26 protein-coding genes are annotated in these 25,762 nt (G+C 64.3%); 11 read left to right on the forward strand and 15 right to left on the reverse strand.

The window, feature by feature from the left end; genetic code table 11:
- Positions 1–79 precede the first annotated feature (79 nt).
- The 6 genes from lptF to rsmA all read left to right on the forward strand — a co-directional run bounded on the left by lptF (position 80) and on the right by rsmA (position 7,676).
- On the forward strand, positions 80–1,216 hold the full coding sequence (lptF, locus tag D1012_RS16875) for an LPS export ABC transporter permease LptF (protein WP_118155014.1): 1,137 nt from the start codon (positions 80–82) through the stop codon (positions 1,214–1,216).
- On the forward strand, positions 1,213–2,310 hold the full coding sequence (gene lptG / locus D1012_RS16880; RefSeq protein WP_118155017.1) for an LPS export ABC transporter permease LptG: 1,098 nt from the start codon (positions 1,213–1,215) through the stop codon (positions 2,308–2,310). Before lptF ends, lptG begins: the two co-directional genes overlap by 4 nt.
- Positions 2,310–4,478, forward strand: coding sequence for an LPS-assembly protein LptD (locus D1012_RS16885; protein WP_118155020.1), 2,169 nt, complete (start codon positions 2,310–2,312; stop codon positions 4,476–4,478). The genes lptG and D1012_RS16885 overlap by 1 nt, the downstream gene beginning before the upstream one ends.
- 83 nt (positions 4,479–4,561) lie before the next feature.
- A complete protein-coding gene (locus D1012_RS16890; protein ID WP_118155023.1) occupies positions 4,562–5,791 on the forward strand; it encodes a peptidylprolyl isomerase in 1,230 nt (409 codons plus the stop codon).
- Positions 5,788–6,762, forward strand: a complete 975-nt coding sequence (gene pdxA, locus D1012_RS16895; RefSeq protein WP_118155026.1) for a 4-hydroxythreonine-4-phosphate dehydrogenase PdxA — start codon at positions 5,788–5,790, stop codon at positions 6,760–6,762. The genes D1012_RS16890 and pdxA overlap by 4 nt, the downstream gene beginning before the upstream one ends.
- Positions 6,763–6,833: 71 nt before the next feature.
- Positions 6,834–7,676: a 16S rRNA (adenine(1518)-N(6)/adenine(1519)-N(6))-dimethyltransferase RsmA gene (gene rsmA, locus D1012_RS16900; RefSeq protein WP_118155029.1), complete on the forward strand. Its 843-nt coding sequence runs from the start codon at positions 6,834–6,836 to the stop codon at positions 7,674–7,676.
- Positions 7,677–7,754: 78 nt separating this feature from the next.
- On the opposite strand, the gene D1012_RS16905 is transcribed toward rsmA, so the two are convergent.
- The 3 genes from D1012_RS16905 to prfA all read right to left on the reverse strand — a co-directional run bounded on the left by D1012_RS16905 (position 7,755) and on the right by prfA (position 10,872).
- Positions 7,755–8,783 carry a DUF4167 domain-containing protein gene (locus D1012_RS16905; RefSeq protein WP_233517158.1) on the reverse strand — a complete coding sequence of 343 codons (1,029 nt, stop codon included), beginning with the start codon at positions 8,781–8,783 and terminating at the stop codon, positions 7,755–7,757.
- A 203-nt stretch (positions 8,784–8,986) separates the two neighbouring features.
- Positions 8,987–9,820: a peptide chain release factor N(5)-glutamine methyltransferase gene (prmC, locus tag D1012_RS16910; protein WP_118155032.1), complete on the reverse strand. Its 834-nt coding sequence runs from the start codon at positions 9,818–9,820 to the stop codon at positions 8,987–8,989.
- On the reverse strand, positions 9,817–10,872 hold the full coding sequence (gene prfA / locus D1012_RS16915; protein WP_118155207.1) for a peptide chain release factor 1: 1,056 nt from the start codon (positions 10,870–10,872) through the stop codon (positions 9,817–9,819). The genes prmC and prfA overlap by 4 nt, the downstream gene beginning before the upstream one ends.
- 162 nt (positions 10,873–11,034) lie before the next feature.
- On the opposite strand from prfA, the gene D1012_RS16920 reads away from it, so the two are divergent.
- Entirely contained in the window at positions 11,035–12,231 is a 1,197-nt protein-coding gene (locus D1012_RS16920; RefSeq protein WP_118155035.1) for an AI-2E family transporter, read from the forward strand.
- Positions 12,232–12,239: 8 nt separating this feature from the next.
- On the opposite strand, the gene D1012_RS16925 is transcribed toward D1012_RS16920, so the two are convergent.
- The 7 genes from D1012_RS16925 to D1012_RS16955 all read right to left on the reverse strand — a co-directional run bounded on the left by D1012_RS16925 (position 12,240) and on the right by D1012_RS16955 (position 17,864).
- Complete coding sequence (locus D1012_RS16925) at positions 12,240–12,677, reverse strand: NUDIX hydrolase (RefSeq protein ID WP_118155038.1); 438 nt, start codon at positions 12,675–12,677, stop codon at positions 12,240–12,242.
- Between the two features lie 39 nt (positions 12,678–12,716).
- Positions 12,717–13,181, reverse strand: coding sequence for a GNAT family N-acetyltransferase (locus D1012_RS16930; RefSeq protein ID WP_199489544.1), 465 nt, complete (start codon positions 13,179–13,181; stop codon positions 12,717–12,719).
- A 41-nt stretch (positions 13,182–13,222) separates the two neighbouring features.
- A complete protein-coding gene (locus D1012_RS16935; protein ID WP_354002047.1) occupies positions 13,223–13,666 on the reverse strand; it encodes a DUF1499 domain-containing protein in 444 nt (147 codons plus the stop codon).
- Positions 13,667–13,673: 7 nt separating this feature from the next.
- On the reverse strand, positions 13,674–14,639 hold the full coding sequence (speB, locus tag D1012_RS16940; RefSeq protein WP_118155044.1) for an agmatinase: 966 nt from the start codon (positions 14,637–14,639) through the stop codon (positions 13,674–13,676).
- Positions 14,640–14,734: 95 nt separating this feature from the next.
- A complete protein-coding gene (locus D1012_RS16945) occupies positions 14,735–15,154 on the reverse strand; it encodes a DUF6636 domain-containing protein (RefSeq protein WP_147335724.1) in 420 nt (139 codons plus the stop codon).
- A gap of 129 nt (positions 15,155–15,283) precedes the next feature.
- A complete protein-coding gene (locus D1012_RS16950; protein WP_118155050.1) occupies positions 15,284–16,432 on the reverse strand; it encodes a glycosyltransferase family 2 protein in 1,149 nt (382 codons plus the stop codon).
- A 268-nt stretch (positions 16,433–16,700) separates the two neighbouring features.
- Positions 16,701–17,864, reverse strand: a complete 1,164-nt coding sequence (locus D1012_RS16955; RefSeq protein WP_118155053.1) for an amidohydrolase — start codon at positions 17,862–17,864, stop codon at positions 16,701–16,703.
- A 58-nt stretch (positions 17,865–17,922) separates the two neighbouring features.
- On the opposite strand from D1012_RS16955, the gene mazG reads away from it, so the two are divergent.
- On the forward strand, positions 17,923–18,759 hold the full coding sequence (gene mazG / locus D1012_RS16960) for a nucleoside triphosphate pyrophosphohydrolase (protein ID WP_118155056.1): 837 nt from the start codon (positions 17,923–17,925) through the stop codon (positions 18,757–18,759).
- A gap of 82 nt (positions 18,760–18,841) precedes the next feature.
- Positions 18,842–19,849: a Fe(3+) ABC transporter substrate-binding protein gene (locus D1012_RS16965; protein WP_118155059.1), complete on the forward strand. Its 1,008-nt coding sequence runs from the start codon at positions 18,842–18,844 to the stop codon at positions 19,847–19,849.
- A gap of 49 nt (positions 19,850–19,898) precedes the next feature.
- On the opposite strand, the gene D1012_RS16970 is transcribed toward D1012_RS16965, so the two are convergent.
- On the reverse strand, positions 19,899–20,957 hold the full coding sequence (locus tag D1012_RS16970) for a WD40/YVTN/BNR-like repeat-containing protein (RefSeq protein WP_118155062.1): 1,059 nt from the start codon (positions 20,955–20,957) through the stop codon (positions 19,899–19,901).
- Between the two features lie 120 nt (positions 20,958–21,077).
- Between D1012_RS16970 and D1012_RS16975 the strand changes: the two genes are divergently transcribed.
- Positions 21,078–22,025 (forward strand): nucleoside hydrolase, encoded by a 948-nt coding sequence (locus D1012_RS16975; RefSeq protein ID WP_118155065.1) that lies wholly within the window; start codon positions 21,078–21,080, stop codon positions 22,023–22,025.
- Here the strand turns inward: D1012_RS16975 and D1012_RS16980 are convergent, their stop codons facing one another.
- Positions 22,026–23,045: an ATP-binding protein gene (locus tag D1012_RS16980; RefSeq protein ID WP_118155068.1), complete on the reverse strand. Its 1,020-nt coding sequence runs from the start codon at positions 23,043–23,045 to the stop codon at positions 22,026–22,028. It lies immediately after the preceding gene.
- A 188-nt stretch (positions 23,046–23,233) separates the two neighbouring features.
- Here D1012_RS16980 and D1012_RS16985 point away from each other — a divergent pair, with 188 nt between their 5' ends.
- Entirely contained in the window at positions 23,234–23,605 is a 372-nt protein-coding gene (locus tag D1012_RS16985) for a hypothetical protein (RefSeq protein WP_118155071.1), read from the forward strand.
- Between the two features lie 15 nt (positions 23,606–23,620).
- Here D1012_RS16985 and D1012_RS16990 read toward each other — a convergent pair whose 3' ends face one another.
- From D1012_RS16990 to D1012_RS17000, 3 genes are read right to left on the reverse strand one after another with little or no spacing between them, the layout of a single operon-like run.
- Positions 23,621–24,142: a gamma carbonic anhydrase family protein gene (locus D1012_RS16990; RefSeq protein WP_118155074.1), complete on the reverse strand. Its 522-nt coding sequence runs from the start codon at positions 24,140–24,142 to the stop codon at positions 23,621–23,623.
- On the reverse strand, positions 24,139–24,774 hold the full coding sequence (gene gmk / locus D1012_RS16995; protein WP_118155077.1) for a guanylate kinase: 636 nt from the start codon (positions 24,772–24,774) through the stop codon (positions 24,139–24,141). The genes D1012_RS16990 and gmk overlap by 4 nt, the downstream gene beginning before the upstream one ends.
- A gap of 2 nt (positions 24,775–24,776) precedes the next feature.
- Complete coding sequence (locus D1012_RS17000) at positions 24,777–25,673, reverse strand: YicC/YloC family endoribonuclease (RefSeq protein ID WP_118155080.1); 897 nt, start codon at positions 25,671–25,673, stop codon at positions 24,777–24,779.
- Between the last annotated feature and the right edge of the window lie 89 nt (positions 25,674–25,762).

Here is a 25,762-nt window from a genome sequence, read left to right on the forward strand (position 1 = left end):
CAATGACCAGATACCAGTTTCCAATCCCGCGCATTTCGCCTAGCGTGGCGGCAATTCGGGTGAGGGAGCGATCAAAGCCGTGCCAAGATTCGACAGATACCTGCTGTCGCAACTTCTTGCGCTGTTCGGGTTCTTTTCCCTATTGCTGGTGTCTGTTTACTGGGTCAACCGCGCGGTTGGCCTGTTTGACCAGTTGATCGGCGACGGGCAATCGGCGCTGGTTTTCGTTGAATTCTCGCTGTTGACCCTGCCCAATGTGATCCGGCTTGTATTGCCGGTGTCGGCCTTTGCCGCCGCCGTTTATGTCGCCAACCGGCTGATGAGCGATTCCGAACTGGTGGTGATGCAGGCGACCGGGTTTTCGTCGTTCCGGCTGGCGCGTCCGGTGATTGTCTTCGGGCTGGTGGTAATGCTGATGATGTCGGTGCTGACACATGTGCTGGTCCCGGCCAGCCGCGCCGCCCTGACCGCGCGCAGCGCCGAGATTGCCGATAATGTCACCGCGCGCTTTCTGCGCGACGGTCAGTTCATGCACCCCGGCGATGGCCTGACGCTGTACATCCGCGAGATTGCCGCCACCGGCGAATTGCGCGACGTGTTTCTGTCGGATGACCGCAATGCCAATGTGACCACCACCTATACCGCCCGCCGCGCTTTGCTGGCGCGCGGCGATCAGGGGCCGAAACTGCTGATGTTTGACGGGATGACGCAGGATCTGGACCACACCAGCCGCAGGCTTTCGGTCACCCGCTTTGCCGATGCCACCTATGATCTGGGTGGCATGCTGGGGGTTGCGGCCCCCGGCACCCGCACGCTGGATGAGGCCTCGACGCTGGAGCTGTTGCGCGCTGATGCGGCACTGGTGGCCGAGGTCGGCTCCAGCCGCGCCAATCTGCTGCAAGAGGGGCACAACCGCATCGCCCAGCCGTTTCTGGCGCTGGCGACGGCGCTGATCGGCTTCGGCGCGCTGCTGTTGGGGGCGTTCAGCCGCTTTGGGCTGTGGCGGCAGATCGGCATGGCGGTGGTTCTGCTGATCGTTGTGCAGATGATCAATACCCAAGGCACCGGCCTTGCCATCCGGTCCGAGCTGGCCTGGCCTGCCGTTTATGCCGCCCCTGTGTTCGGCATCTGCATCGGGGTGTTTCTGCTCTGGCTGTCGCAGCGTCCGCGCTGGCTCAGCCGGGAACAGCGCGCGGCAGCGGGGGCGCTGGCATGATCCTGTCCCGATATATCGCACGGCGGTTTCTCTGGGCCTATCTGCAGGTGCTGGGCACCTTCTGGGCGATCATGATGCTGATCGACATGGTCGAACAGCTGCGCCGCTTTTCCGGCCGGGGCATCGGCACCACCGGGGCTCTGCATCTGGCGGCCATGAATACCCCCGCCAACCTGTACCGTATCCTGCCGCTGATCACCATTCTGGCGGCGATCACGCTGTTTTTGTCGCTGGCGCGCTCGTCCGAGCTGGTGGTGATCCGGGCCGCCGGGCGCTCGGCGCTGCGGTTTCTGCTGGCCCCGGTGCTGATGGCGCTGATGATCGGCGGGCTGACGATTGCGGTGTTCAACCCTTTGGTCGCCGCCACGCAAAAGGAATATGACCGGCTCTGGGCCGCCGCTGCCGATGGCGCGGCAAGCACGTTGTCGCTGGCCGATTCCGGCCTCTGGCTGAGACAGGGCACCGAAGACGGGCAGACCGTGATCCATGCCTTGCGCGCAAACTCCGACGGGACCGAGCTGTTCGGGGTGACCTTCATGCTGTTCGGCCCCGATGGTCTGGCTGCCGAACGGGTCGAGGCGCAAAGCGCGCGGCTGATCCCCGGTGCATGGGCGTTGACGGGGGCCAAGCGTTGGGACATGACAAGCCAAAACCCCGAACGAGAGGCTTTGATCCTGCCTGCGGAGTCCACCCTTGCCTCAAACCTGACGCGTGAGCGGATTCGCGACAGCTTTGGCCAGCCCTCGGCGGTGCCATTCTGGGGCCTGCCCGCCTATATCTCCGGGCTGGAGCGGGCGGGCTTTTCGGCCCGCGCGCACCGGGTCTGGTATCAGATGGAACTGGCGCAACCGCTGCTGCTGGCCGCCATGGTGCTGATCGCCGCCGGGTTCACCATGCGCCACGCGCGCCTGGGCAAGACCGGGATTTATGTGCTGTTGGCCATCCTGGGCGGCTTCTTTATCTTCTTTCTCAGAAACTTCGCACAAGTTCTTGGGAATAATGGGCAAATCCCGATCCTGCTTTCCGCATGGGCCGCCCCTGTCGCTGCCATCCTGCTGGCGCTTGGCCTGCTGTTGCATCTGGAGGATGGCTGATGCGGTCCCCGATGTTACGCCGTCTGCTCACCACCCTTGCCACCGTAGCCCTGCTGACGCTGACCCCGGCGCAGACCACTTCTGCACAGGAAATGGCCGCACTTGTGGCCGATACCGTCCGCATCGACGCCGGGGGCAAGCTGATCGCCGATGGCGGGGTCGAGGTGTTTTATCAGGGCAGCACCCTGCGCGCGGCCAGCATCACCTATGACCGCGCCGCCGACCGGCTGACCATCACCGGGCCGATTGTTCTGGTCGATGGCGACAATACCATCCTTGTCGCCTCGCAGGCCGATTTGTCCGCCGACCTGACCGAAGGCGTTTTGACCAGCGCCCGGCTGGTCCTGAACCGTGAGTTGCAGCTGGCCGCGAACCAGATCCAGCGCGTCGGGGGCCGCTACACCCAGCTTGACAACGCGGTCGCCTCCTCGTGCAAAATCTGCAACGGGGCCGCGCCCTTGTGGGAAATCCGCGCCCGGCGGGTGCTGCACGACCAGCAGGAACGGCAGATCTATTTCGATCACGCCCAGTTCCGCGTCTCGGGCCTGCCGGTCGCCTATTTCCCGCGCCTGCGCATGCCCGATCCGACCCTGACCCGCACCAGCGGCTTTCTGCGGCCGCAGCTGCGCACCACCTCGGGCCTCGGCACCGGGATCAAGCTGCCGTATTTCCAGACCCTCGGGCCACACCGTGACCTGACCATCACGCCTTATCTCTCGACCAAATCCGGCCGCACGGTCGAATTGCGCTACCGTCAGGCCTTTGCCACCGGCCAGATCGAGCTGAACGGCGCCGTGTCGCGTGATGAGCTGATACCGGGCGACACCCGGTACTACATGACCGCCGTCGGCCAGTTTGCCCTGCCGCGCGATTTTGCCCTGACCTTTGACGGCATCCTCGTCAGCGACCCCGACTATCAGCAAGACTACGGCCTGCCCGGCTCTGACCGCCTGCTCAGCCGGGTCGAGATCAGCCGTACCCAGCGCAACGAGTTGATACAGGCCCGTCTGGTCGGCATCCGCTCGATCCGTCCGGGCGAGTCGAATGCCACCTTGCCGACCATTGTGACCGACATGACCTATCACCGCCGCTTTTCTGGCGGCCTGCTGGGCGGTGAGGCCGGGTTGCGGTTTCAGACCCATGGCCATTACCGCAGTTCCAGTGATCCGACCGATCCCGATGGCCGCTATGGCCCCTTGCCCGCCCTTGGCCGCGATGTCACCCGCGCCTCGTTGCGGCTGGACTGGCGGCGCAACTGGGATCTGCCCCTTGGCATCATCGCCGGCACGCTGGGCGAGGTCACCGCCGACGCCTACCGCATCACGCAAGACAACAGCTTTGGCGGCACCCCGTCACGCCTGCACGGCGGCGTGGCTGTTGAATTGCGCTGGCCCTGGGCCAAATCCGGGGCGGGTGGCACCGGCCATGTGATCGAACCTGTGGTGCAGTTCGTCTGGGCCCCCAAAGGCACCGAATCCCTGCCCAACGAAGATTCCCTTCTGGTGGAATTCGACGAAGGCAACCTTTTCTCGATGAACCGCTATCCCGGCTCTGACGCGACAGAGCGGGGCGGGCGGCTCAACGTCGGGGTGGGCTATACCCGCGTCGATCCGGCGGGGTGGACCCTGTCCACCGCCGTGGGCCGGGTGTTCCGCACCGAAGATCTGGGTCAGTTCTCTGCCGCCTCCGGCCTCGACGGGCGCAATTCCGACTGGCTTGCCGCCGCCCATCTGACCCTGCCCCAAGGCATGGGGATCAGTCAGCGGGTGCTGATCAACGACGGCTTCAAGCTGACCAAATCCGAAACCCGGCTCGATCTGGCCGGGGCGCGCTATGGCATTGCCGGGTCTTATGTGTTTCTGACCGCCGACCCCGCCGAGGAACGCCCCGCCGACATCGCCGAACTGGCGTTTGACGGCAGCTACAAGATCAACGACGTCTGGACCGCCCGCGCACAGGCCCGATATGATCTGGAGACCCGGCGTGCCAACCGCACCGGGCTGGGGATTCAGTTCCGCAACGAATGCGTGCTGGTCGATCTTTCTCTCTCGCGTCGCTACGCATCCTCGACTAGTGTGAAGCCGACAACAGATTTCGGCCTTTCGGTCGATCTGGTCGGCTTTGGTGCCGGCACCATCGCCGGGCCTGCGCGCAGTTGCAGACGCTAGGGGAACAGGGGCCGGGCAGACCAACGGGGCAGACCAATCGGGCGCAAGACGTGAAAGGCGCAAGTACAGTGACGGCAGAACGCATGACGACAGCTTTCTCTCAACTTTTCCGGGCGACCGCCCTGATGGCCACCCTCGCGGCCCCGTTCGCCACCCTGCCCCAGAGCGCTGCGGCACAGGACGGATCGCCGTTTCAGGTCGTGATGCGCATCAATGACTCCGTGATCACCCGCTACGAGATGGACCAGCGCAAGCTGTTTCTGAAATTGCTGCGCGTGCCCGGCGACCCCGAGGCAGAGGCGATGAAGGGTCTACTTCAGGACCGTCTGGCCGCAGCCCAGGCCAAACGCTTTGGCCTGCGCCTGACCAAAGAGCAACTGGCCGCAGGGATGGAGGAATTCGCCGCCCGCGCTGACCTGACCGCCGCCGAATTTGTCGAAGCGCTGGGTCAGGCCGGGGTGTCGATGGAAACCTTCCGCGATTTTGCCGGCAATGGCCTGCTGTGGCGCGAATTGGTACGCGGCCGCTACGCTGGCAGCTTTACCATCAGCGAGGCAGAGATTGACCGTGCCATCGTCGGCGGCACCGTCAACACCGGCATGCAGCTGTTGCTGTCCGAACTGATCCTGCCGGTCGAAGGCGACCCCGAAGAGCAACAGGCCCTTGCCCGCCAGCTGCGCGACGAAATCACCACCGAAGACGGCTTCGCCGCCGCCGCCCGGCGCTATTCCGCCTCGCCCTCTGCCGGGCGCGGGGGTCGGCTGGACTGGACCCCGACCTCGGAACTGCCGCCGCAGATTGTTGAACTCGTCCTCGCCCTCGGCCCCGGTCAGGTGTCAGAGCCGGTGACCCTGCCCAATGCGGTGGCCGTGTTCCAGCTGCGCGATGTGGCCGAAGACACATCCACCGCGCCCGAGGTACAGGTGGAATATGCCGAATTCCTGATGCCCAACACGCCGGACGTGCAGGCGCAGGCTGCTGCCATGCACACCCGTCTTGACAGCTGTAAGGATCTCTTTGCCGAAGCGCGCGGCCTGCCCGAAAGCCAGCTGAAGGTGGAAAACCGCACCGTGCGCGACCTGCCCGCCGATGTGGCGCTGCAGCTGGCGCAGCTGGACCCCGGCGAATACTCCACCGCCATCACCCGTGGCGGCGCCCGCGTGTTCCTGATGCTCTGCGGCCGTGGGCCAAAGATCGACGGCCCGATTGACCGCGAAGCGATCCGCGAACAGCTGATCTCGCGCCGCCTGACCCTGCTGGCCGAAGCCTATCTCGAAGAGTTGCGCTCGGAAGCCATCATCAGCACACCATGACCCGGCCGCCGCTGGTCATGACCTGTGGCGAACCGGCCGGGATCGGCCCGGAACTTGCCGTGCGGGCCCGTGCGATTCTGGGGGCCGCTGTGCCCTTTGTCTGGCTGGGCGACCCGCGCCACCTGCCGTCCGGCACGCGCTGGACCGAGGTGGCGGTGCCTGAGGCCGCACAGGGCGTGCCGCCCGATCATCTGCCGGTGCTGCCGCACCGCTTTGCCGCCCCCGTCACCCCCGGCCAGCCCGAGCCCGCCAATGCCATCGGCGTGATCGAGGTCATCGCCCGCGCGGTGGATCTGGTGCAATCGGGGGCTGCCTCGGCCATCGTCACCGCGCCGCTGCACAAGAAGGTGCTCAAGGACGGTGCGGGCTTTGCCTTTCCCGGCCATACCGAATACCTCGCGCATCTGGCGGGTGATGTGCCGGTGGTGATGATGCTGGCCTCGCCGCTGTTGCGCGTGGTGCCTGCCACCATCCACATCCCGCTGGCCGACGTGCCCGCCGCCCTGACCGCCGCCCTGCTGGAACAGGTGATCCGCCTGACCCATGCCGGGCTGATCCGTGATTTTGGAATTGCCGCACCGCGCATCGCCGTCGCTGGTCTGAACCCGCACGCCGGCGAAGGCGGTGCGATGGGTTGGGAAGACGCGGCGGTGATCGCGCCCGTCGTCGCCCGGCTGGCGGCGGAGGGCATGGCGGTGACCGGCCCCCTGCCCGCCGACACCATGTTTCACCCCCGCGCGCGCGCCCGCTATGACGCCGCCGTCTGCGCCTATCACGATCAGGCCCTGATCCCGATCAAGACGCTGGATTTCGACGGCGGGGTGAATGTGACGCTGGGCCTGCCCTTCGTGCGCACCTCGCCCGATCATGGCACCGCCTTTGACATCGCGGGCAAAGGGGTGGCCTTGCCCGATTCATTGGTTGCGGCCTGCCGGATGGCGTGGGACATGGCGGCGTCGCGCTTGCGGTAAGGTCGGACTGGGGCTCTGCCCCAGACCCCGGGATATTTTTCGACAGAAAATGAACAAGGGTGGTCAGGAATATGGCGACGATTGATGGGTTGCCGCCGCTGCGTGAGGTGATCCGGGCGCATGATCTGGTGGCGAAAAAGCAGCTGGGGCAGAACTTTCTGCTCGATCTGAACCTGACCGCCAAGATCGCGCGGATGGCGGGCGATCTGTCGGCCTGTGACGTGCTGGAGGTCGGCCCCGGTCCCGGCGGGCTGACGCGCGGGCTGTTGGCCGAGGGCGCGCGCCGGGTGCTGGTGGTGGAAAAAGACCCGCGCTGCATCCCCGCGCTGGAGGAGATTGCCGCCACCTATCCGGGGCGGCTGGAGATCGTGCAGGGCGACGCGCTGGAGCTGGATGCGGCGGCACGGCTGAACGGGCCGATCCGGGTGGTGTCGAACCTGCCCTATAATGTCGGCACCGAGCTGTTGATCCGCTGGCTCTCGCCCGCGGTCTGGCCGCCGTTCTGGACCTCGCTGACGCTGATGTTTCAGAAAGAAGTGGCCGAGCGCATCGTGGCCCGGCCGCGCACCGACCATTACGGGCGGCTGGCGCTGCTGGCGCAATGGCGGGCCGAGCCAAAGATCGTGATGCACCTGCCGCCAGAGGCCTTTACCCCCGCGCCCAAGGTGCATTCGGCGGTGGTGCATCTGACCCGGCTGGAGGCGCCGCGCTTTCCCGCCGATGCGGCAGTGCTGAGCCGCGTGACCGCCATGGCCTTCAACCAGCGCCGCAAGATGCTGCGCTCCAGTCTCAAGGGTTTGGGCGGCAATGTCGAGGCTTTGCTGGAGGGGGTGGGCATCGTGCCGACCCAGCGCGCCGAAGAGATCGGGCTGGAACAGTTCTGCGCACTGGCGCGGGCAGTGGCAGCGCGCTGAGCCGCGCTGCGGGCGGTCGTAAACTTGCGCTGCCCCGCATAAAGCAACGCCGCCCCGAAGGGCGGCGTGTCAGTCGGTTTACTCTGCGGCCTCGCGCGGGCCTTTGTCATCGGTTGGCTTGTCGCCAGCCTCTGCGCTGTCTTTCGGCTTTCTCGGCGCGCGCGGGCGGCGCACCTTTGGCTCGGCCGGTTGGTCAGCCCCTGCAGCCTCTGGCGTCACCGTCTCAGCCTTTGCAGGCTCAGTCTTTGACGGCTGCTGCGCCTTTGCACGCTCAGGCTTTGCAACGTCTGGCGTTGCCGCCTCGGGTGCTGCGGCGACGGGTTGCACTGCGGCCTCTGGCGCGGGCTGAGTCGCTGCCGGGCGATCCTCGGCGGTCCGCTCCGGGCGCGGCGGGCGCGGGCCACGGGTGTTGCGGTTTTCGTCGCGGTTGCGGTTGCGCTCGCCCTCCGGGCGGTCATTGCGGCGCGGGCGGTCTTCGCGGCGCGGGGCGTCACCTGCCGGGCGAGCCTCGGGCGTTTCAACCAGTCCGGTATCTTCGCCGCGCGGGTCGTCGATCAGGCTGGCGTCGGGCTGATCGCCCTGCCCCGGATCGACAACGCGGTCATCACGCCAGTTGCGTGTGTCACGGTTGCCATCCCGGTTGCCGTCGCGGTTGCCATACTGGCCGCCCTGCGCATGCCCTTGCTGGCCGTTGTTCTGACCACCCTGCTGGCCGCCACCGTGCTGGCCATTGTTCTGACCGCCATGCTGGCCGTTGTTTTGGCCATTCTGGCCGAACTGCTGCTGGCGCGCCTCTTGTTCGGCGGCCATTTCGCGCTGCGCTTCGCTCAGCATGCGGGTGTAATGTTCGGCGTGTTGCAGAAAATTCTCAGCCGCCACGCGATCATTCGACAGCTGGGCGTCACGCGCCAGCAGCTGATATTTCTCGATGATCTGCTGCGGCGTGCCACGCACCTTGCCCTCGGGGCCCGAGCTTTCGAACACCCGGTTGATGATATTGCCGAGCGTGCGCGGGCGGTTCTGCTTGGAACGCGAACGGGACTTGGAAGAGCGCATCTTGTCCTTTGATCCGAATGTCCGGCTTGCCCGGATATGAAGCACCGGCATGGTGCAACCCCTGTGACGGGAAATTGAGGCAAGGTCGGGTTTAAGCACAGTCTGAACGGGGGCCGAAATGCCCACCGCGCTAGGACAGCGCCTGCCTTTGAATAATCATGCAACGCAGCGTCTGACAAGTCGATTCTGCGTTATATTGCAAGGATCGGCGGTTCTGCGATGATTTTTCGCAGCTTTTGACCCGGCAACCGGCGTCAGCCCGCCTGTGCCGCCACCACCCGGTCGCGCCCGTCCATATCCGGCAGCACCCGGATCTGCCCCAGCCCCGCCTGCGCCAGCAGCTGCACCACAGCCGCCGCTTGCGTTGGGCCGATCTCCAGCAGCAACCGCCCTGTCGGGGCCAGATGTGCCGCCACCCCCGCCGCAATCGCGCGGTAGGCATCCAGCCCGTCACCGCCGGGGGTCAGCGCCAGATGCGGCTCATAGCGCTGCACCTCGGGCGACAGATCCGCCATCTCGGCTGCGGTGATATAGGGCGGGTTCGATACGATCAGATCAAACTGGCCGCTGACCGGCGCAAACCACGCGCCATGGGCAAAGCGGCAGCGACCGGTCAGCCCCAGAGCATCGGCATTGCGCTGCGCCACCTGCAGCGCAGGCCCGGACAGATCAACGCCAAGACCCTGCGCCCCCACCTGATCCGCCAGCAGCGACAGTACAATCGCGCCCGATCCGGTGCCCAGATCCAGCACCCGATCAAACGGCGTGCGCAAAGCCTCGGCCACCAGCGTTTCCGTCTCGGGGCGCGGGTCGAGCACGTCGGGCGTCACAATAAACCGCCGCCCCCAGAACAGCCGCCCGCCGGTCAGATGCGACACCGGCTCGCGCGCGGCGCGCCGAACGATCAACGTGGCAAAGCGCGCCAGCACATCCGCCGCCGCTGCATCGGGCAGATGCAGCGTCAGCCGGTCGGGTGCGATCCCCGCCGCATGGGCCAAGAGCACGCGCGCATCGCCTGCCGCATCGGGCACACCGCCCGCGCGCAAATCGCGCACCGCCTGCACCAGCGCCACAGAAAGCGTGGTCACAGCCCGGCCTCGGCCAGTTTCTGGGCCTGATCCTCGGCCTGCAGCGCGTCGATGATGCCGTCCAGATCACCCGCCATCACCTGCGCCAGCGAATAGAGCGTCAGGTTGATCCGGTGATCGGTCATCCGGCCTTGCGGGAAGTTATAGGTGCGGATCCGTTCCGACCGGTCCCCCGAGCCGACCTGCGCCTTGCGGTCGGCTGACCGCGCCTGGTCGATCCGCTCGCGTTCCAGATCGAACAGCCGGGCGCGCAGCACCTGCATCGCAATCTCGCGGTTGCGGTGCTGCGACTTTTCCGAACTGGTCACGATGATACCGGTGGGCAGGTGGGTGATCCGCACCGCCGAATCCGTGGTGTTCACATGCTGCCCGCCCGCCCCCGAGGCGCGCATGGTGTCGATGCGGATGTCGCTGGCCGGAATGTCCAGATCCACCTCTTCCGCCTCGGGCAGCACCGCCACCGTCGCGGCAGAGGTGTGGATCCGCCCCTGCGCCTCGGTCTCCGGCACACGCTGCACGCGGTGGGTGCCGGCCTCGTATTTCAGGCGGGCAAACACGCCTTCGCCCTGCACATGCGCAGTCACCGATTTGATGCCGCCAAGGTCCGACAGCTGCTGCTCCAGAATCTCGAACCGCCAGCCTTTGCCCTCGGCATGGCGCTGATACATCCGCAAAAGGTCGCCCGCGAACAGCGCCGCCTCATCGCCACCAGTGCCGGGCCGGATTTCAAGGATGGCAGGCCGCCCATCCGCCGCATCTTTCGGCAGCAGCGCCACCCGCAGCGCCTGTTCGATCTCGGGAATGCGCGCGCGCAAACGTGGCAGCTCTTCCTCGGCCAGAGCCTTCATCTCGGGGTCGGTCAGCCAGCCTTCGGCCTCGGCCATATCATCAAGGCCCCGGCGATAGGCGGCAATCTGATCGACCACCGGCTTCAGCTCGGAATATTCCCGGCTCAGGCTTGCAATCTCGCCTGGCGCCGCGCCGGCATTCATCTTCGCTTCGAGAAACTCAAAGCGCTGGGTGATCTGGGCAAGTCTGTCAAACGGAACCATCCGCGCGGTTTGGCGCGATTGCGCGGTCTGGTCAAGGCCCGCCACAAAGCCAGCAGAGATTGCCCGGAAATTCCCTGTAGCCAGTGGAACCGGAACCGCTAAGCTGCGTTTGCTTCGCTGTTGTCCCGTGTTCTGTGCCGGGATTTTGGGAAAACGGTCATCATGGCGCCTGTCACCTATACTGCGGTTCACAAATTTCCGATCGACCGCGACAGCCGTCCGAAACGGCCGCGCCCATCCTGGCCGGTTGTCGGCCTGTTCATTCTGGCCATGATCGCGGCCATCGCCTTTGCCCGCGACTTTCTGATGCCGATCACCTTTTCGATCCTGCTGTTCTTTGTCTTCGTCCCGGTCCGCCGCCGCCTGTCGCGGCTGGGCGTTGCCCCCGGTGTGACAGCGGCGGGCATCGTTTTTAGCTTGTTCTTCAGCATCATCGCGCTGATCTGGTCCGTCTCCGGCCCGGCGGGTCAGCTGATCGCCGATATGCCCGACATCCAGTCGGCTCTGACCGAAAAGCTGCAGCGTCTGCGCGGCACCTTCGAGACCATCGACACGGCCATGACCCAGATCGAGGCAGAAACCGGGGACGCGACAGCCACCGGCGAGGCAACCAATGCCGAAGCGGTAGCCAGCACCGCAGGGATAGATGTGGCCTCTGCCATCCTCAACGGTCTGGCGACCACCCCCGGAATCATGGGTCAGGTCGCGCTGACCCTGTTCCTGCTGTTCTTCCTGATTGCCTCGGGCGACATGCTCTATCTGAAAATCGTGCAAAGCTTTGATTCCCTGCGCGAAAAGCGCAACGCCTATTCCGCCCTGCGCGAGATCGAGGAAAGTCTGGGCAGCTATCTGGGGGCGATCACCCTGATCAACGCCTGTCTGGGCGTCGCCATAGGGCTTGCGATGTGGGCCTTTGGCATGCCCTCGCCGCTGTTGTTCGGCCTGCTGGCGTTTTCGCTCAACTTCATCCCCTATCTGGGCGCGATCACCGGCGTCGGCATCGCCCTGCTGGTGGGGTTGGTCACGTTTTCCGACATCTTCTGGCCGGTGATGGTCGCGGTGGTTTATCTGTCCTTCACCACGCTGGAGGGGCAGCTGATCACCCCCTACTTCGTCGCCCGCCGCCTGCAGATGAATGCGGTGGTGGTCTTCCTCACCGTCGCACTCTGGGCCTGGCTGTGGTCGGTGATCGGCATGATCATCGCCGTGCCGCTGCTGGTGGTGATCTCGGTGATCTGCGACCACGTGCCGGGGCTGGAGAAACTGGGCAACTTCCTGGCCGGAGACGACCCGGTGCCACTGGCCGAGGATGAACCTGCCCCTGCGGCGGTGCGAGAGCCGTCCGGCAGCTTACCCTGAGTACCGCCTCAGACCAGCCCCGCCGCCTGCCGGGCGACCTCTGCCACGTCGCGGCTCAGGACCACCGTCTGCTCCATCGCGTTCAGCGCCACCCATCTGGCGTCGAGCGCATCATCCGCCGCCTCCGGCTCCCCCGCCTGCCAGTGGCACAGCACCGCGACCAGCACAAAATGCTGGCGCAGCCGGCCATCCGCGCCGTGATCATAGGCATCCACCGCCGCAAAGGCGCGGTCCGCCACGGCCCTGACGCCGGTTTCTTCCCACAACTCCCGCTCCGCCGCCGCCAGCAGGCTTTCGCCGAAATCGACCTTGCCGCCGGGAAACCCCCACAGCCCCGCATCCGGCGGATTGGCGCGCTGCACCAGAAGCACCTGCCCCGCGCGCAAAACAACCGCCAGCACGGCAGGGATCGGGCGTGGCGGGGTCAATGGCAAAGGGGGCTGCATCTGGCTGCTTCCGATCTGTCACAAAGCGCGGTACCGGCGTTATTGCGGCGCCGCGCAACTCAGTTTGTAGCCGACATGCGACGCATCAAACCCAAGGCTTTCGTAAAACCGATGCGCCTCTGGCCGGGCCCGGTCTGTCGTCAGCTGCACAAGCGTACAGCCCCGGCTGCGGCACGTCGCAATCGCCCAGTCAAACATCGCCCGACCGATACCTTGATTTCTATGGCTGCGGGCCACACGGACCGCTTCTATCTGCCCGCGTTTTGCCCCCCGCCGCGACAACCCCGGAATGAACGTCAGCTGAAGCGTCCCGACGATCTGCCCGGCGCTTTCCACAACGCACAAGAGCTGATTGCCATCCGCCTCGATCTCGCGAAAGGCGCTGTAATAGTCCGAAAGATCACCCCTATCCGCTTCGCGCTGCCTCCCCAGCGCATCATCGGTCAGCATGCCGACGATTGCAGGAATGTCAGCCTCGCGGGCCTGTCGAAAACTCAGTGTCAAAGGGTCCTCGCCTGATTGCCTAACTCAAAGGGTCGCCATCTTCACAACGCCGCCAGCCAGCCCTCCAGCCGTTTGGCGTTCACGCCCATATCTTCGCGGCCAAAGCGCAGGCGGGCGTGGATATACAGCCCGTCGTCACGCGCCTCTGCCGTGGTGAAATCGGGGAATCCCCACAGGGCAGAGCGGGTGACCCACGTGATCCGCCCCTCGGCCACCGATCCTGCCAGCCGGGTGGTGCGCGGCGTGGCAAGCGCCACGCCGTCCAGCCGAACCAGCAGATCACCGGGCGCGCCCGCAGCCGCCGACAGCCGCAGCCGCGCGCCGCCGGTTTCAGACAGCACCGCATCCCACGGCGCCTTGGCCCAGCCCGTACCATCCTGCGCCACATGCCAGCGCGCCGCATCCGCAGGGGCCAGCCGCACAAAGGCCATCAGCCCCAGCACGGCCACGATCAGAACGGCAAAGATCAGCCCCATCATGCGCATGGCCTTTTCACCTGCGGAATTTTGCCCAATGGTACAGGCAAATCAGCTCATGCGCCACATGCGCCCCCGCAATCGCCGTGGCCCCGGTGGTGTCATAGGCGGGCGAGACCTCGACGATATCGCCGCCCACCATGTTGATCCCCGCCAGATCGCGCAGGCACGCCGCCGCCTGCCAGCTGTGCAAGCCCCCCCAGACCGGCGTGCCGGTCCCCGGTGCGCAGGACGGATCGAGGCAATCAATGTCAAAGGTCACATAGACCGGCCGGTCGCCGACAATCTGTTTCGCCCGCGCCACGGCATGGGCTGTGCCCTTCTCATGCACCGTACGGGCGTCGATATACTCGACCCCCAGATAATCGTCGCAGTGGGTGCGGATGCCGATCTGCACTGACGCGGAGGGATCAATCACCCCCGACTTCACCGCCTTGTAGAAAAACGTGCCATGGTCGATCCGGTCCATGTCATCATCCTGCCACAGGTCGGAATGCGCGTCGAAATGGATCACTGCCATCGGGCCATACTTTTCGGCATAGGCGCGCAGGATCGGCAGGGTGATGAAATGATCGCCCCCCAGCGTCACCGTGCCCGGCCCCGCCGCCAGTATCCCCCGGATATGATCGGTCAGCAGCCCCGGAAAGCTGGGCGTATGGGCATAGTCAAACGCGACATCGCCGTAATCCACCACGGCCATCTCTTCCAGCGGGTTGGTCGGCCAGCCATAGGGCGGGTCAAACGGCTGCAACGCGCTCGCCTCGCGGATCGCACGCGGTCCAAAGCGGGTGCCGGTGCGGTGCGTCACCGCCTGATCGAACGGAACCCCGGTGATCGCCAGATCAACTCCGGTCAGATCCTTGGTATAGGTGCGGCGCAGAAAACTGGTAGCCCCGGCAAAGGCATTTTCAAACGCCAGCCCCTTCAACCCCTTGCGGGTAAAGGCGGTATCCACCTGCGATTTCGCATCTTCCAGAGCCATGTCAAACACTCCCGTTGGCCAAACGGTCGTCATTCTGTCCCTCGGAGACGCGCCAGATCCGGTTGGCGCGAGATGACCCGAGCCACCCCGGCCTGTCAACCCTGCCCCGACCCCGCTGAGAACACCTCTTGCTTGCGTTTGGACAGCGAGAATCCGTGGCCGTTGTCATTGGCACAGCTCATACCAGTCGGTTCCGACCAGCAGGTGATGCCCTCGATGTAGATCTCTTCGCCGTATTCCAGCACCTCGGCCTCACCATCCAGCGCCGAATCCCCGGCACAGATCGCGCCCGCCCGGCCAAACTGGCCCACGGCAAAGGCATGGCCGAAATCCAGCTCGCATTCGCCGCTGTCGCGGAAACTGGGCGTGAACTCGGCCAGATCGCAGCGCGCCATCGTCTCTTCCTCGATCGTGATATAGCAGCCGATATTGCCGGTCGGCGACTGAAACGCGTAATATTCCTGCGCCATCGCCGGACCCGCGGCCAAAGCCGCCACAGCCAAAATCACTCTCATCGTTACACCCTGCTCCGGCGGCGGGCCGTGATGGCCAGACCCAAACCCGAGTGGCAGGCTAGCAGCCCCGATTTCCGTTTGATAGCGGGAACATCGGGGCGAGACCTCCACCAGCTTGGGCCCCCCGTTTCAAACCCGCGCGCGGCGCACCCGCCCGTCATAGGCCGGCCTATCACTGTCCGCCTGCGCGACCGGCAACGGCGCTTTCGGTCTTTTGTCCTGCAGATAGGTGATCGTGCCCGACGGCATCGTCCTGGTCAGTGCGGGCAGCTGCGCGCTCGGATCGGTCACGCAGCGCTGATACAGCTTTTGCGCCCAATCTTCGGTCAGAACCGTGTCAATCTCCTGCCGGTGATGCGCGCGGGCCTGTTCGGTCAACGCCGCCAGCTTGCCACCTGTCAGCTGATCCATCTGCTGCATCGCCGCCTTTAACCTTGGCGCCATTGCCGCCAGCCGGAGGTCTTCCGAACCATTCTTGTTGCGACCGCGCCAATAGCGGTGATCAATATTGCGGTTGGCCTGATGCGCGCTGCCCTTTGCGCTTTTCAGGATAAAACTCGATGCGTCCCGGACGATATAATGATTGACCTGCGCAAACCGTTGCAATCCGGGGTCCGAGCATTGAAAATTCCGGGTGATATACGCATCCGGTGACAGACCCGACCCGTTCACAACACGCAGATCATCACGCCCCGACTCCAGCGCCCGCGGATTATGCACACCCGGTCGTTCATAGGCCGTGCGCCGGAACAGCGCTTTGAAGGCCTCGACCCTCACCCCCATATCCGCCCCGGTCTCGCAGCGCGTGAATGTTTCGGTCAGCAGCCCGTCTTGCGGTGCGACATATCCCGAATTGCCGAATTTACGCCAGTTGATACAGGCGCAATCAAACTCCGGCATCGCCTTGAAAAGCGATGATAATGTGCCATCCCCGGCATGAATTACCAGAAACTCATCCAGATCCAGCGCCATGACCCAATCGGCGGCCAGATAACCGGGTTGCCGGGTCGCACGGGTATAGGCGCGGACCTGATGGCACCCGCGCGGGGCCCGGTTGTATTTGTATGTGATCAGATTATGACGCGCCATTTCAGCCAGTATCTGATGCGTCCCATCGGTCGAGTCATTCTGAAATATGATGATATTATCAAACCCGATCATCCGGTGATAGGCGACCCATTCCCACAAATAGGGGCCTTCATCCTTTACAGTCGCAACCAGCGCAAATGTGTTTTTACCGCCGGAGGGAGCCAATGCTCCACCACGCAATTCCGCCATATGACCCTCGCATCCTCAATGCAGCGCTCTGTTTTCCAATTCATGCGTGGCGCATTTCAAGGACCAGGACACCATTTTAAGAAAATGATAGGGATCGGACTCCCCCGGATCAATCAAAAAGGACCAGACCGCCCCGAAAGGCCGCCGCATTCCCCTTCGACCTGCGGCCCATAAGCCACAGATCAAAGGTTAAGAAACCCCTAACATTCACATGTTAAGGTGTTGATTTAAAAAGACATCATCAGCTGTAACACAGGGGGAAACCGCATCACCCCAGCGGCTGTGCCCGCTCTACCAGCCGGGCAAAGAAACTTGCCCCCACCGGGGCGGCCTCATCGTTGAAATCATAGGCCGCATGGTGCAGCCCCGCCCCCGGCCCGATCCCCATGAACAGATAGGCCCCCGGACGGGCCTCCAGCATATAGCTGAAATCCTCCGACCCCATCTCACGCGGCGCCCGCGCATTCACCGCCGCCTCGCCCGAAATCTCGGCGGCCACGGCGGCGGCAAAATCGGCCTCCTCGGGCGTGTTCACGGTGGCCGGATAGCCCCAGTCATACTCCACCTCAGCGCTCACATTGAACGCCGCCGCATGCCCCGCCACAATCTCCAGCACCCGCCGCTTCAGCAGATCGCGGACCTCTGGCTTGAACGACCGGATCGTGGCGCAAAACGTGGCCACCTCGGGGATGATGTTCGACGCGGTGCCCGCGTGGATCTGCGTGACCGAGATTACCGCCTCGTCCAGCGCATAGACGTTGCGCGGGATGATGGTCTGCACCGCCTGCACCATCGCCACCACCGCCACCACCGGATCGATACAGTCATGCGGCGTCGCCCCATGCCCGCCCTTGCCGGTCACCGTGACCCAGGCCGTATCGACCGAGGCCATCAGCGGCCCCGGCGTGGTCTGGAAATGCCCCAGCGGAATGTTGGGCGCATTGTGGATGCCAAAGATTCGCGCGATGTCAAAGCGGTCCATCACCCCTTCTTCCACCATCACGCCGCCACCGCCGCCCTCTTCCTCGGCGGGCTGGAACAGGATCGCCACGCGCCCCGCAAAATTCCGGGTCTCGGCCAGATACTTCGCCGCCCCCAGCGCCATGGTCACATGCCCGTCATGCCCGCAGGCGTGCATCTTGCCCGGCACGGTCGAGGCATAGTCCACCCCCGTCATCTCATGAATCGCCAGCGCATCCATATCGGCGCGCAAGCCGATGGTCGGCCCCGGACCCTGCCCGTTGATGATCGCCACCACCCCGGTTTTCGCGATCCCCTCATGAATCTCATCCACCCCCATCTCGCGCAGACGCGCGACGATAAAGGCCGCCGTGTTGTGGCAGTCGAATTCCAGCTCGGGATTCGCATGCAGGTGCCGACGCCAGCCCTTCATTTCTTCGGCAAAAGCCGCGATACGGTTCAGGACAGGCATGGGTCTTACTCCTTTGGACTTCGGCCTTTGATCAAATCGGAAAACCAAGGTGCCTGCAATGCCCCCTCAGCCCGATCCCCAAAGCTTGATCCACGACCCCGACGGCGGGTTGCCCCGCCTGCGCGCCATAATGGCCCGGCTGCGCGACCCCGAAACCGGCTGCCCCTGGGATCTGGAACAGGATTTCGCCAGCATCGCGCCCTATACGATTGAAGAGGCTTATGAGGTCGCCGATGCCATCGACCGGCAGGATTGGCGCGAGCTGCGCGGCGAGCTGGGCGATTTGCTCTTTCAGTCAGTGTTTCACGCGCAAATGGCCGAAGAAGCCGGGCATTTCGATCTGGATGACGTGATCCGCAGCATTTCCGACAAGATGATCGCCCGGCATCCGCATGTCTTTGGCACCGAGTCGCGCGACAAATCCGCGGCACAGCAGACCGCCGACTGGGAAGCGCTGAAGGCGGCGGAGCGTGGCCCGGCGCGCGTGCTCGACGGCGTGGCGCTTGGCCTGCCGGCGCTGATGCGGGCGGTCAAACTGCAAAAGCGCGCGGCGCGGGTCGGGTTCGACTGGCCCTCCACCGATCAGGTGGTGGCCAAGATCACCGAAGAAGCGGCGGAACTGGTCGAGGCCCGCGACACCCTGTCGCAAGCCGAAGTGACAGAGGAGTTCGGCGACCTTTTGTTCGTCATGGCCAACCTCGCCCGCCACCTGAACGTTGACCCCGAAGCCGCCCTGCGCGCTGCCAATGCCAAGTTCACCCGGCGGTTCCAGCGGATCGAGGATTGGCTGGCCGAGGCGGGCCGCACGCCAGCCGAATCCGATCTGACCGAAATGGATGTGCTGTGGGACCGGGCCAAGGCCGAAGAAAAAGCGTCGAGGACGCCAATAGAATAGCCAAAGTTTTTCACTCAACTATTGACCGAAGTAAATTTGTCAGGTTTATGGGCTGCATAATTTCTGACCAAAGGACTCAACCATGACCTTCCGTCTTTCCCTTGCAGCCCTTGCCCTTGGCACCGTGGCGATGCCCGCCCTTGCCGATGAGATCAACATTTATTCCCACCGTCAGCCCGAACTGATCCAGCCGATCATCGACGCTTTTACCGCCGAGACCGGCATCACGGTGAACATCGCATTCGTTGACAAGGGCATGTCCGAGCGTCTGGTGGCCGAAGGCGACCGCTCGCCCGCCGATCTGGTGCTGACCGTCGATATCGCCCGTCTGACCCAGGTGGTTGACGCTGGCGTGACCCAACCCGTCGAATCCGAGGTGCTCGCTGCCAATATCCCGGCAGAGCTGCGCGACGAGGCCAATCACTGGTTCGGGGTCACCACCCGTGCCCGCATCGTCTACGCCAGCAAAGACCGCGTGGCCGAGGGCGAAGTGACCACCTACGAAGATCTGGCCGATCCGAAGTGGAAAGACCGTATCTGCATCCGTTCGGGCACCAATGATTACAACGTCGCCCTGACCGCCGCCGTCATCGCCCACCATGGCGAAGAAGCGGCCAAAACCTGGCTGGAAGGCGTCAAGGCCAACCTCGCCCGTAAACCCGATGGCGGCGACCGCGATCAGGTCAAGGCGATTGCGGCTGGCGAATGCGACATCGCCGTTGGCAACACCTATTACATCGGTCAGATGATGGCCGACCCGGAACAGCGCCCGGCAGCCGAAGCGGTCAACATCGTGTTCCCGACGTTTACCGATGCCGGCACCCATGTGAACGTCTCGGGCGTGGCGCTGACCAAAGCCGCGCCGAACAAGGACAACGCCATCAAGTTCATGGAATGGCTGACCGGCGACGCGGCGCAAAAGATCTATGCCGAAACCAACTACGAATTCCCGGTCAAGGCTGGCGTGGAAAAGTCGGAACTGGTGGCAAGCTGGGGTGAGTTCACCGCCGACACCAAGCCGCTGACCGAAGTGGCCAAGCTGCGCCCGGCAGCGCTGAAGCTCATCGAAGAAGTGAACTTCGACGGCTAATCTGCTGATCTGAAATGACAAAGGCCCCGGATCATTCCGGGGTCTTTTGCTATTCTACCGCCACTTCGACACACAGAATGGTCGGCAGATGGCGGGCGATCTCCTGCCAGCTGTCGCCTTCATCCTCACTGGCGAACACTGAACCGGAGTTGGTGCCGAAATACACCCCTGCAGGATCGTGCCGATCTACCGCCATGCCTTGCCGCAAAACCGTAAAGAAACAATCCTTTACCGGTAGTCCCTCACGCATGTCCTGCCAGCTTTCGCCGCCATCGCGTGACCGCCACACCGCCGCCGACGCCCCCGGCGGAAACCGCCCCTCGCTGTCGCCGTTCAGCGGAAAGGTCCAAATGGTGCCGGGGTCATGCGGATGCGCGCCAACCGGAAAGCCAAAGGTGGATGGCAGACCTGCCGTCACCTCTTCCCACGACTGCGCCCCATCCCGGCTGCGATAGACGCCCTGATGGTTCTGCATATAGATCAGCCCCTTTTCGGCCCCCCACATCATGTTGTGAACACAGTGGAAAATCTCATCCTCGCGCCGGAACTCCTCACCCTCCCAATGGCGTGCCAGCGCACCTGCCGGGCCGGGGCGATTGCTGCGGCGATTGCGCGACTCCCACGTCACGCCCCCATCTGCCGAATGAAACACCCCCGCCGCCGAAATCCCGACCCAGATCCCGCCTTTGCCATCGGTCAGAATGGTGTGCAACGTCAGCCCCGCCGCCCCCGGTTGCCAGTGATCCGCGCCCGGCACCGCATTCAGGCCGGGCAGCTTCCCCCATGTCGCGCCCTCATCACGCGACTCGTACAGGGCGGCGGGTTTGGTGCCCGCCAGCAGGCGGTCGCCATCGCGCGCCAGCGACCAGACCGATTGCACGCCGCCGTCAAAGCCCTCGCCTGACAGGCTCCACCCGCCATTCCGCCGCCGCCAGACTCCTGCGGGAAACCAGCCGCCACCCCCGGCAGCCCAGATCTGCGTCCCCTCAGCCAAGGCATGATTTATCCCCATGCCGTCGCAAAAAGGCCCCTCGACACGCCAACCGTCGCGACCATACAGTAAAAACAATCCCTTGGTTGTTCCGACCAACAGAGTCGCGCGTCCCATCGCAGCCTCCCACAACCGACTGTACTGAAGCTACCATCACACAGATTTTGAGACAATTATTTTACCATCTGGACAAATCATTCGTGCTGGCATTGGTTCGCGCGCTGACAGGAGACTCGTATGACCCGCAATCCGCGCAAAATCATCATCGACACCGATCCCGGACAGGATGACGCCGTTGCCATCATGCTGGCACTGGCCAGCCCCGAAGATGTCGAGGTGCTGGGGATCGTTGCCGTCGCCGGGAATGTGCCGCTGGCGCTGACCGCCCGCAATACGCTGATCATCTGCGAACTGGCCGGCAAACCGGAAACCCGCGTCTTTGCCGGGTGCGACCGCCCGCTGCTGCGCCCGCTGGTCACCGCCGAGGCTGTGCATGGCGTGACCGGGCTGGATGGCCCGGTGCTGCCAGAGCCGACCATCGCGTTGCAGGATCAGCATGGCGTCGATTTCATCATCGACACGCTGCGCAATGAGCCGTCACAGACCGTCACGCTCTGCGCGCTTGGTCCGCTGACCAATCTGGCGACCGCGATGCAGCGCGCGCCCGACATCATCCCGCGCCTTCAGCAGATCATCCTGATGGGCGGCGCTTATTTCGAGCAGGGCAATGTAACGCCGGTGGCCGAGTTCAACATTTACGTCGATCCGCAAGCTGCTGATATTGTGTTTAAATCCGGCGTTTCTATTGTTGTGATGCCGCTTGATGTGACTCACAAGGCGCTGACCACCCCGGCGCGGATCGCGGCGTTCCGGGCGCTAAACACCGAACCGGGCCGTCTGGTGGCGGAATGGACCGATTTCTTTGAGCGCTTCGACAAGCAGAAATACGGCAGCGAAGGCGCGCCGCTTCACGACCCTTGCGTGATCGCCTGGCTGATCCGGCCCGAGCTGTTCGAGGGTCGCCACATCAACGTCGAGATCGAAACCACGTCCGAGCTGACCATGGGCATGACCGTGGCCGACTGGTGGCGGGTGACCGACAGAAAGCCTAATGCGCTGTTTGTCGGGTCGCTGGATGCCGATGGTTTCTTTACCCTGCTGGCCGAGCGGATCGGCAGGCTCTGATCACTCTGACGGCAGGATAACCGCAAATGTGCTGCCCATGCCGCGCGTACTGTCAATTTTCAGCCGCCCGCGATGACGTTGAACGATATGCTTGACGATCGCCAGCCCCAGCCCGGTGCCGCCCTTTTCGCGCGAGCGGTGACCGTCAACGCGGTAAAACCGCTCGGTCAGGCGCGGCAGGTGCTGGGCGTCAATGCCCTCGCCCTGATCAATCACCTCGATCCGCAACGCGGCCGCTTTCGGCAAGCTGTCGGGCGTCAGTCGCACCACAACCTCCCCCCCGGCACCGCCGTATTTCACCGCGTTTTCCATCAGGTTCTGAAACACCTGCACCAGCTGATCGGCATCGCCGGGCACCTGGGTTTTCAGCCCGTCCGGCAGATCCAGCCGCACGGTCACCCCCGAGGATTCGGCCAGTGGCCGCAGCGTCGCCTTGGTCGAGCGCAGGATCTCGACCAGATCAACCATGGCGGTGGGGCGGACCCGCTCTTCGGCCTCCACCCGGCTCAGATGCAAAAGGTCGCGGATCAGCCGGTTCATCCGCCCGGCCTCGCGCTCCATGATCGCCAGAAAGCGTTCGCGCGCGGCGGGATCGTCCTTGGCCGCACCTTTCAGCGTTTCGATGAACCCGGTCAGCGCAGTCAGCGGCGAGCGCAGCTCGTGGCTGACATTGGCCACAAATTCGCGCCGCATCTGGCCCATCTGTTCGACTTCGGACAGATCCTCCAGCACACAAAGCACCCCCGCCTCTTGTGGCAGCGGCGTTACCGTCACCCGGTGCACCGCATCCTGCGACGGGCCCGGCACCACCTGCCGCGCGACACCGCCCTCGCTCTGGCGCAGGGCCCGCATCAGCGCCGCCTGCACCTCGGGGTGGCGCAACGCAATCGCGTGATGCCGCCCCAGCATCGCCGCCCCGAACATGGCGACAGCGGCGGGGTTCATCACGGTAATCCGCTCATCAGGGCCGACAATCAGCGCAGGCAAGGGAACGCCACTCAACAATGCCGCTTCAATCATCTTTCACCCCGAAACGTCTTTCCCCGATGCCATACCCGTTTTATCATCCGAATGCGAGACGTTGGCTTGAACTGGGACAATTCCGGGTTATAGCTCTTCAAGTGCCCCTTCCGTTACGTCACCTTGTACCAGTTGCGCCCATCCCGAGACCACCCACCAGCCCCTTAGCGACCTTCAGGAGCGTCTCCTTGGCCATTGTGAATGCCACGCCTGACGGCAATGCACCGCTCCCAAAGGGACCGGGCGATGCCCCCGGCCCGTTTGTCGGCATTGGTCTGCCCCAGGCGCTAGCGGTTGCGCTGGCAGGCAAACGCCGGATCATGGCGCTCGACCCCGAGGCGATTGCCACCGCCGGTCTGGACCAGATCGAAGATCCGATGGTCGGCTGTCTGTTGCTGGGCGGCAAGGTAGACGCGCTGGATATCATCGCCGATCTGATTGAAGCCGGCTATCGTGGCCCGGTTACGGTGGTGGCCCCGCCACTGCCCAACCCCAAGATGGTGGAACGTGAACTGAGCCGCGCCGCCAAGCCGATGACCGTCAAGCTGGTGGTGCGCTGACCGCGCCGCTGGAGGTCAGCCGATACCCCGCAACCCGGCCCGGAACCGCGCCGCATTGGCGCGGTAACTTTCGGCAGAGCGCAGCAGCTTTGCCTGTGCCTCGGCATCCAGCATACGCACCACCTTGCCGGGGCTGCCCATCACCAGGCTGAAATCCGGGATCTCTTTGCCCTCGGTGATCAGCGCACCTGCCCCGATCAGACAGCCGCGCCCGATCTTTGCGCCGTTCAGAACCGTCGCGCCCATCCCGATCAGCGTGCCCTCGCCGATGGTGCAGCCATGCAGCATCGCCTTGTGGCCAATGGTGCAATTGGCGCCGATGGTCAGCGGATAGCCCATGTCGGTGTGCAGCACGCAGTTTTCCTGCACATTCGAGCCGGCGCCCACATGGATCACCTCATTGTCACCCCGCAGGGTCACGCCGAACCAGACCGAGCTTCCGGCCTCCAGCACGATGCGCCCGATGACATTGGCATCGGGCGCAATCCAGGCGGTCGGGTCAATGACGGGGGCGATATCGCCAAGGGCATAGATCATCTTTGCTCAAACTCCCGGTTCAGGCCGCGCACGAAGTCGGACAAGGCAGGCTGGCGGTCGCGGCGCATCCGCTCTGCTTCAAGAATGGTCAGCAAGCTATTGAAAGATATATCAAGATCGTCATTGACCAGCACATAGTCATATTCGGCCCAATGGCTGATCTCATCGCGGCTTTTCGCCATCCGACCCGCGATCACCTCATCAGAGTCCTGCGCGCGCCCGCGCAACCGCCGGTCCAGCTCGGCAATCGACGGCGGCAGCACGAACACAGACACCACATCGCGGCCCAGTGCCGAATTGCGGATCTGCTGGCCGCCCTGCCAGTCGATATCAAACAGCGTATCGCGCCCCTCACGCATCGCAGCCTCGACTGGCGCACGGGGGGAGCCGTAGAAGTTGCCGAACACCTCGGCATGTTCCAGCATCTCGCCCTCGTCTATCATCGTCTCGAATGCGGCGCGGTCACGGAAGTAATAGTGTTGGCCATCAACCTCACCGGGGCGCGGCGGCCGGGTGGTGGCCGAAACCGAAAACCGGATCGTCGGATCCCAATCCATCAGCCGCCGCGCCAAAGTCGATTTGCCCGCCCCCGAGGGCGATGACAAGATAAGCAAAAGACCCCGGCGTTGCATGCTCACTCCACGTTCTGAACCTGTTCGCGCATCTGATCTATCACGGTTTTCAGGTCAAGCCCGATGCGGGTCAGCGCCAGAGACTGAGCCTTTGAACACAGCGTATTGGCCTCGCGCATGAATTCCTGCATCAGAAAATCAAACTTACGCCCCACCGGGCCGGTTTCGGCCAAAAGCGCGCGCGCCGCCGCGATATGGGCGTTCAGGCGGTCCAGCTCTTCGGTCACATCCTGCTTGACCGCAATCAGCGCCAGTTCCTGCGCCACCCGGCCCTCATCCGCGCCCTCGGCATGGTCCAGCACCCGCGCCAGCGCCTCGCGCAATGTGGCCCCGGCCACATCACGCCGCACCTCGGCCTCGGCCTTTGCGGCACGCGTCAGCGCGTCGATCTGGTCCAGCTGCGCCGCAATCACCCCTTGCATCGCAGCCCCCTCGCTGGCCCGCATCGCGGCAAACTCTGCCAGCAGTGCCGGCAGATCGGCCAGCAGGGCCGCGCGCAGCGGTGCTGTATCCTCTTCAACCGATGCCATCTCCAGCACGCCGCGCACCGCCAGCACATCCGCCGCCGTCGCCTGCGCCAGCGTCACACCCGCGTTCATCGCCGCGCCCTCGACCTGTTGCAGCGCCGCCAGCACCGCCGTCAACACCGGCACACTCACCTGAAGCCCCGTCTCGGCCTCATTGCCCTCCCGGCTGACTTTCAGCGACAGGCTGACATTGCCGCGCGACAGGGCCTTTTGCACCTCGGTCCGCACCGCCAGTTCCAGCCCGTCTACCCAATCGGGCAGCCGCAGCCGCAGATCCAGCCCCTTGCCATTGACCGACCGGATATCCCAGGCCCAGACAAAGCCCGCGCCCTGGCCTTTGCGGGCGGCAAATCCGGTCATGGATATGGTCATCAGCGCTCCTCCGCCTGCAAGGCGTTTACCATTTGTTAAGTTTCGCAGCCCCAAAACCCATCCTTTGGTGTAGGGTTTTAGGGAGAAAG

Source organism: Pseudotabrizicola alkalilacus, from assembly GCF_003443995.1.
GTDB lineage: Bacteria > Pseudomonadota > Alphaproteobacteria > Rhodobacterales > Rhodobacteraceae > Pseudotabrizicola > Pseudotabrizicola alkalilacus.

What these genes read in the sequence shown, in the direction of transcription:
- D1012_RS16935 (WP_354002047.1), bottom strand. Translation starts at nt 13,666, where the DNA reads ATGCGCATGATGGGGCTGATCTTTGCCGTTCTGATCGTGGCCGTGCTG.
- D1012_RS16975 (WP_118155065.1), top strand. Translation starts at nt 21,078, where the DNA reads ATGACCCGCAATCCGCGCAAAATCATCATCGACACCGATCCCGGACAG.
- D1012_RS16885 (WP_118155020.1), top strand. Translation starts at nt 2,310, where the DNA reads ATGCGGTCCCCGATGTTACGCCGTCTGCTCACCACCCTTGCCACCGTA.
- rsmA (WP_118155029.1), top strand. Translation starts at nt 6,834, where the DNA reads ATGGCGACGATTGATGGGTTGCCGCCGCTGCGTGAGGTGATCCGGGCG.
- D1012_RS16965 (WP_118155059.1), top strand. Translation starts at nt 18,842, where the DNA reads ATGACCTTCCGTCTTTCCCTTGCAGCCCTTGCCCTTGGCACCGTGGCG.
- lptG (WP_118155017.1), top strand. Translation starts at nt 1,213, where the DNA reads ATGATCCTGTCCCGATATATCGCACGGCGGTTTCTCTGGGCCTATCTG.
- pdxA (WP_118155026.1), top strand. Translation starts at nt 5,788, where the DNA reads ATGACCCGGCCGCCGCTGGTCATGACCTGTGGCGAACCGGCCGGGATC.
- D1012_RS16920 (WP_118155035.1), top strand. Translation starts at nt 11,035, where the DNA reads ATGGCGCCTGTCACCTATACTGCGGTTCACAAATTTCCGATCGACCGC.
- mazG (WP_118155056.1), top strand. Translation starts at nt 17,923, where the DNA reads ATGCCCCCTCAGCCCGATCCCCAAAGCTTGATCCACGACCCCGACGGC.
- D1012_RS16950 (WP_118155050.1), bottom strand. Translation starts at nt 16,432, where the DNA reads ATGGCGGAATTGCGTGGTGGAGCATTGGCTCCCTCCGGCGGTAAAAAC.
- D1012_RS17000 (WP_118155080.1), bottom strand. Translation starts at nt 25,673, where the DNA reads ATGACCATATCCATGACCGGATTTGCCGCCCGCAAAGGCCAGGGCGCG.
- speB (WP_118155044.1), bottom strand. Translation starts at nt 14,639, where the DNA reads ATGGCTCTGGAAGATGCGAAATCGCAGGTGGATACCGCCTTTACCCGC.
- D1012_RS16905 (WP_233517158.1), bottom strand. Translation starts at nt 8,783, where the DNA reads ATGCCGGTGCTTCATATCCGGGCAAGCCGGACATTCGGATCAAAGGAC.
- D1012_RS16980 (WP_118155068.1), bottom strand. Translation starts at nt 23,045, where the DNA reads ATGATTGAAGCGGCATTGTTGAGTGGCGTTCCCTTGCCTGCGCTGATT.
- D1012_RS16990 (WP_118155074.1), bottom strand. Translation starts at nt 24,142, where the DNA reads ATGATCTATGCCCTTGGCGATATCGCCCCCGTCATTGACCCGACCGCC.
- D1012_RS16890 (WP_118155023.1), top strand. Translation starts at nt 4,562, where the DNA reads ATGACGACAGCTTTCTCTCAACTTTTCCGGGCGACCGCCCTGATGGCC.
- prfA (WP_118155207.1), bottom strand. Translation starts at nt 10,872, where the DNA reads ATGGTTCCGTTTGACAGACTTGCCCAGATCACCCAGCGCTTTGAGTTT.
- D1012_RS16925 (WP_118155038.1), bottom strand. Translation starts at nt 12,677, where the DNA reads ATGCAGCCCCCTTTGCCATTGACCCCGCCACGCCCGATCCCTGCCGTG.
- gmk (WP_118155077.1), bottom strand. Translation starts at nt 24,774, where the DNA reads ATGCAACGCCGGGGTCTTTTGCTTATCTTGTCATCGCCCTCGGGGGCG.
- D1012_RS16970 (WP_118155062.1), bottom strand. Translation starts at nt 20,957, where the DNA reads ATGGGACGCGCGACTCTGTTGGTCGGAACAACCAAGGGATTGTTTTTA.
- D1012_RS16955 (WP_118155053.1), bottom strand. Translation starts at nt 17,864, where the DNA reads ATGCCTGTCCTGAACCGTATCGCGGCTTTTGCCGAAGAAATGAAGGGC.
- D1012_RS16945 (WP_147335724.1), bottom strand. Translation starts at nt 15,154, where the DNA reads ATGAGAGTGATTTTGGCTGTGGCGGCTTTGGCCGCGGGTCCGGCGATG.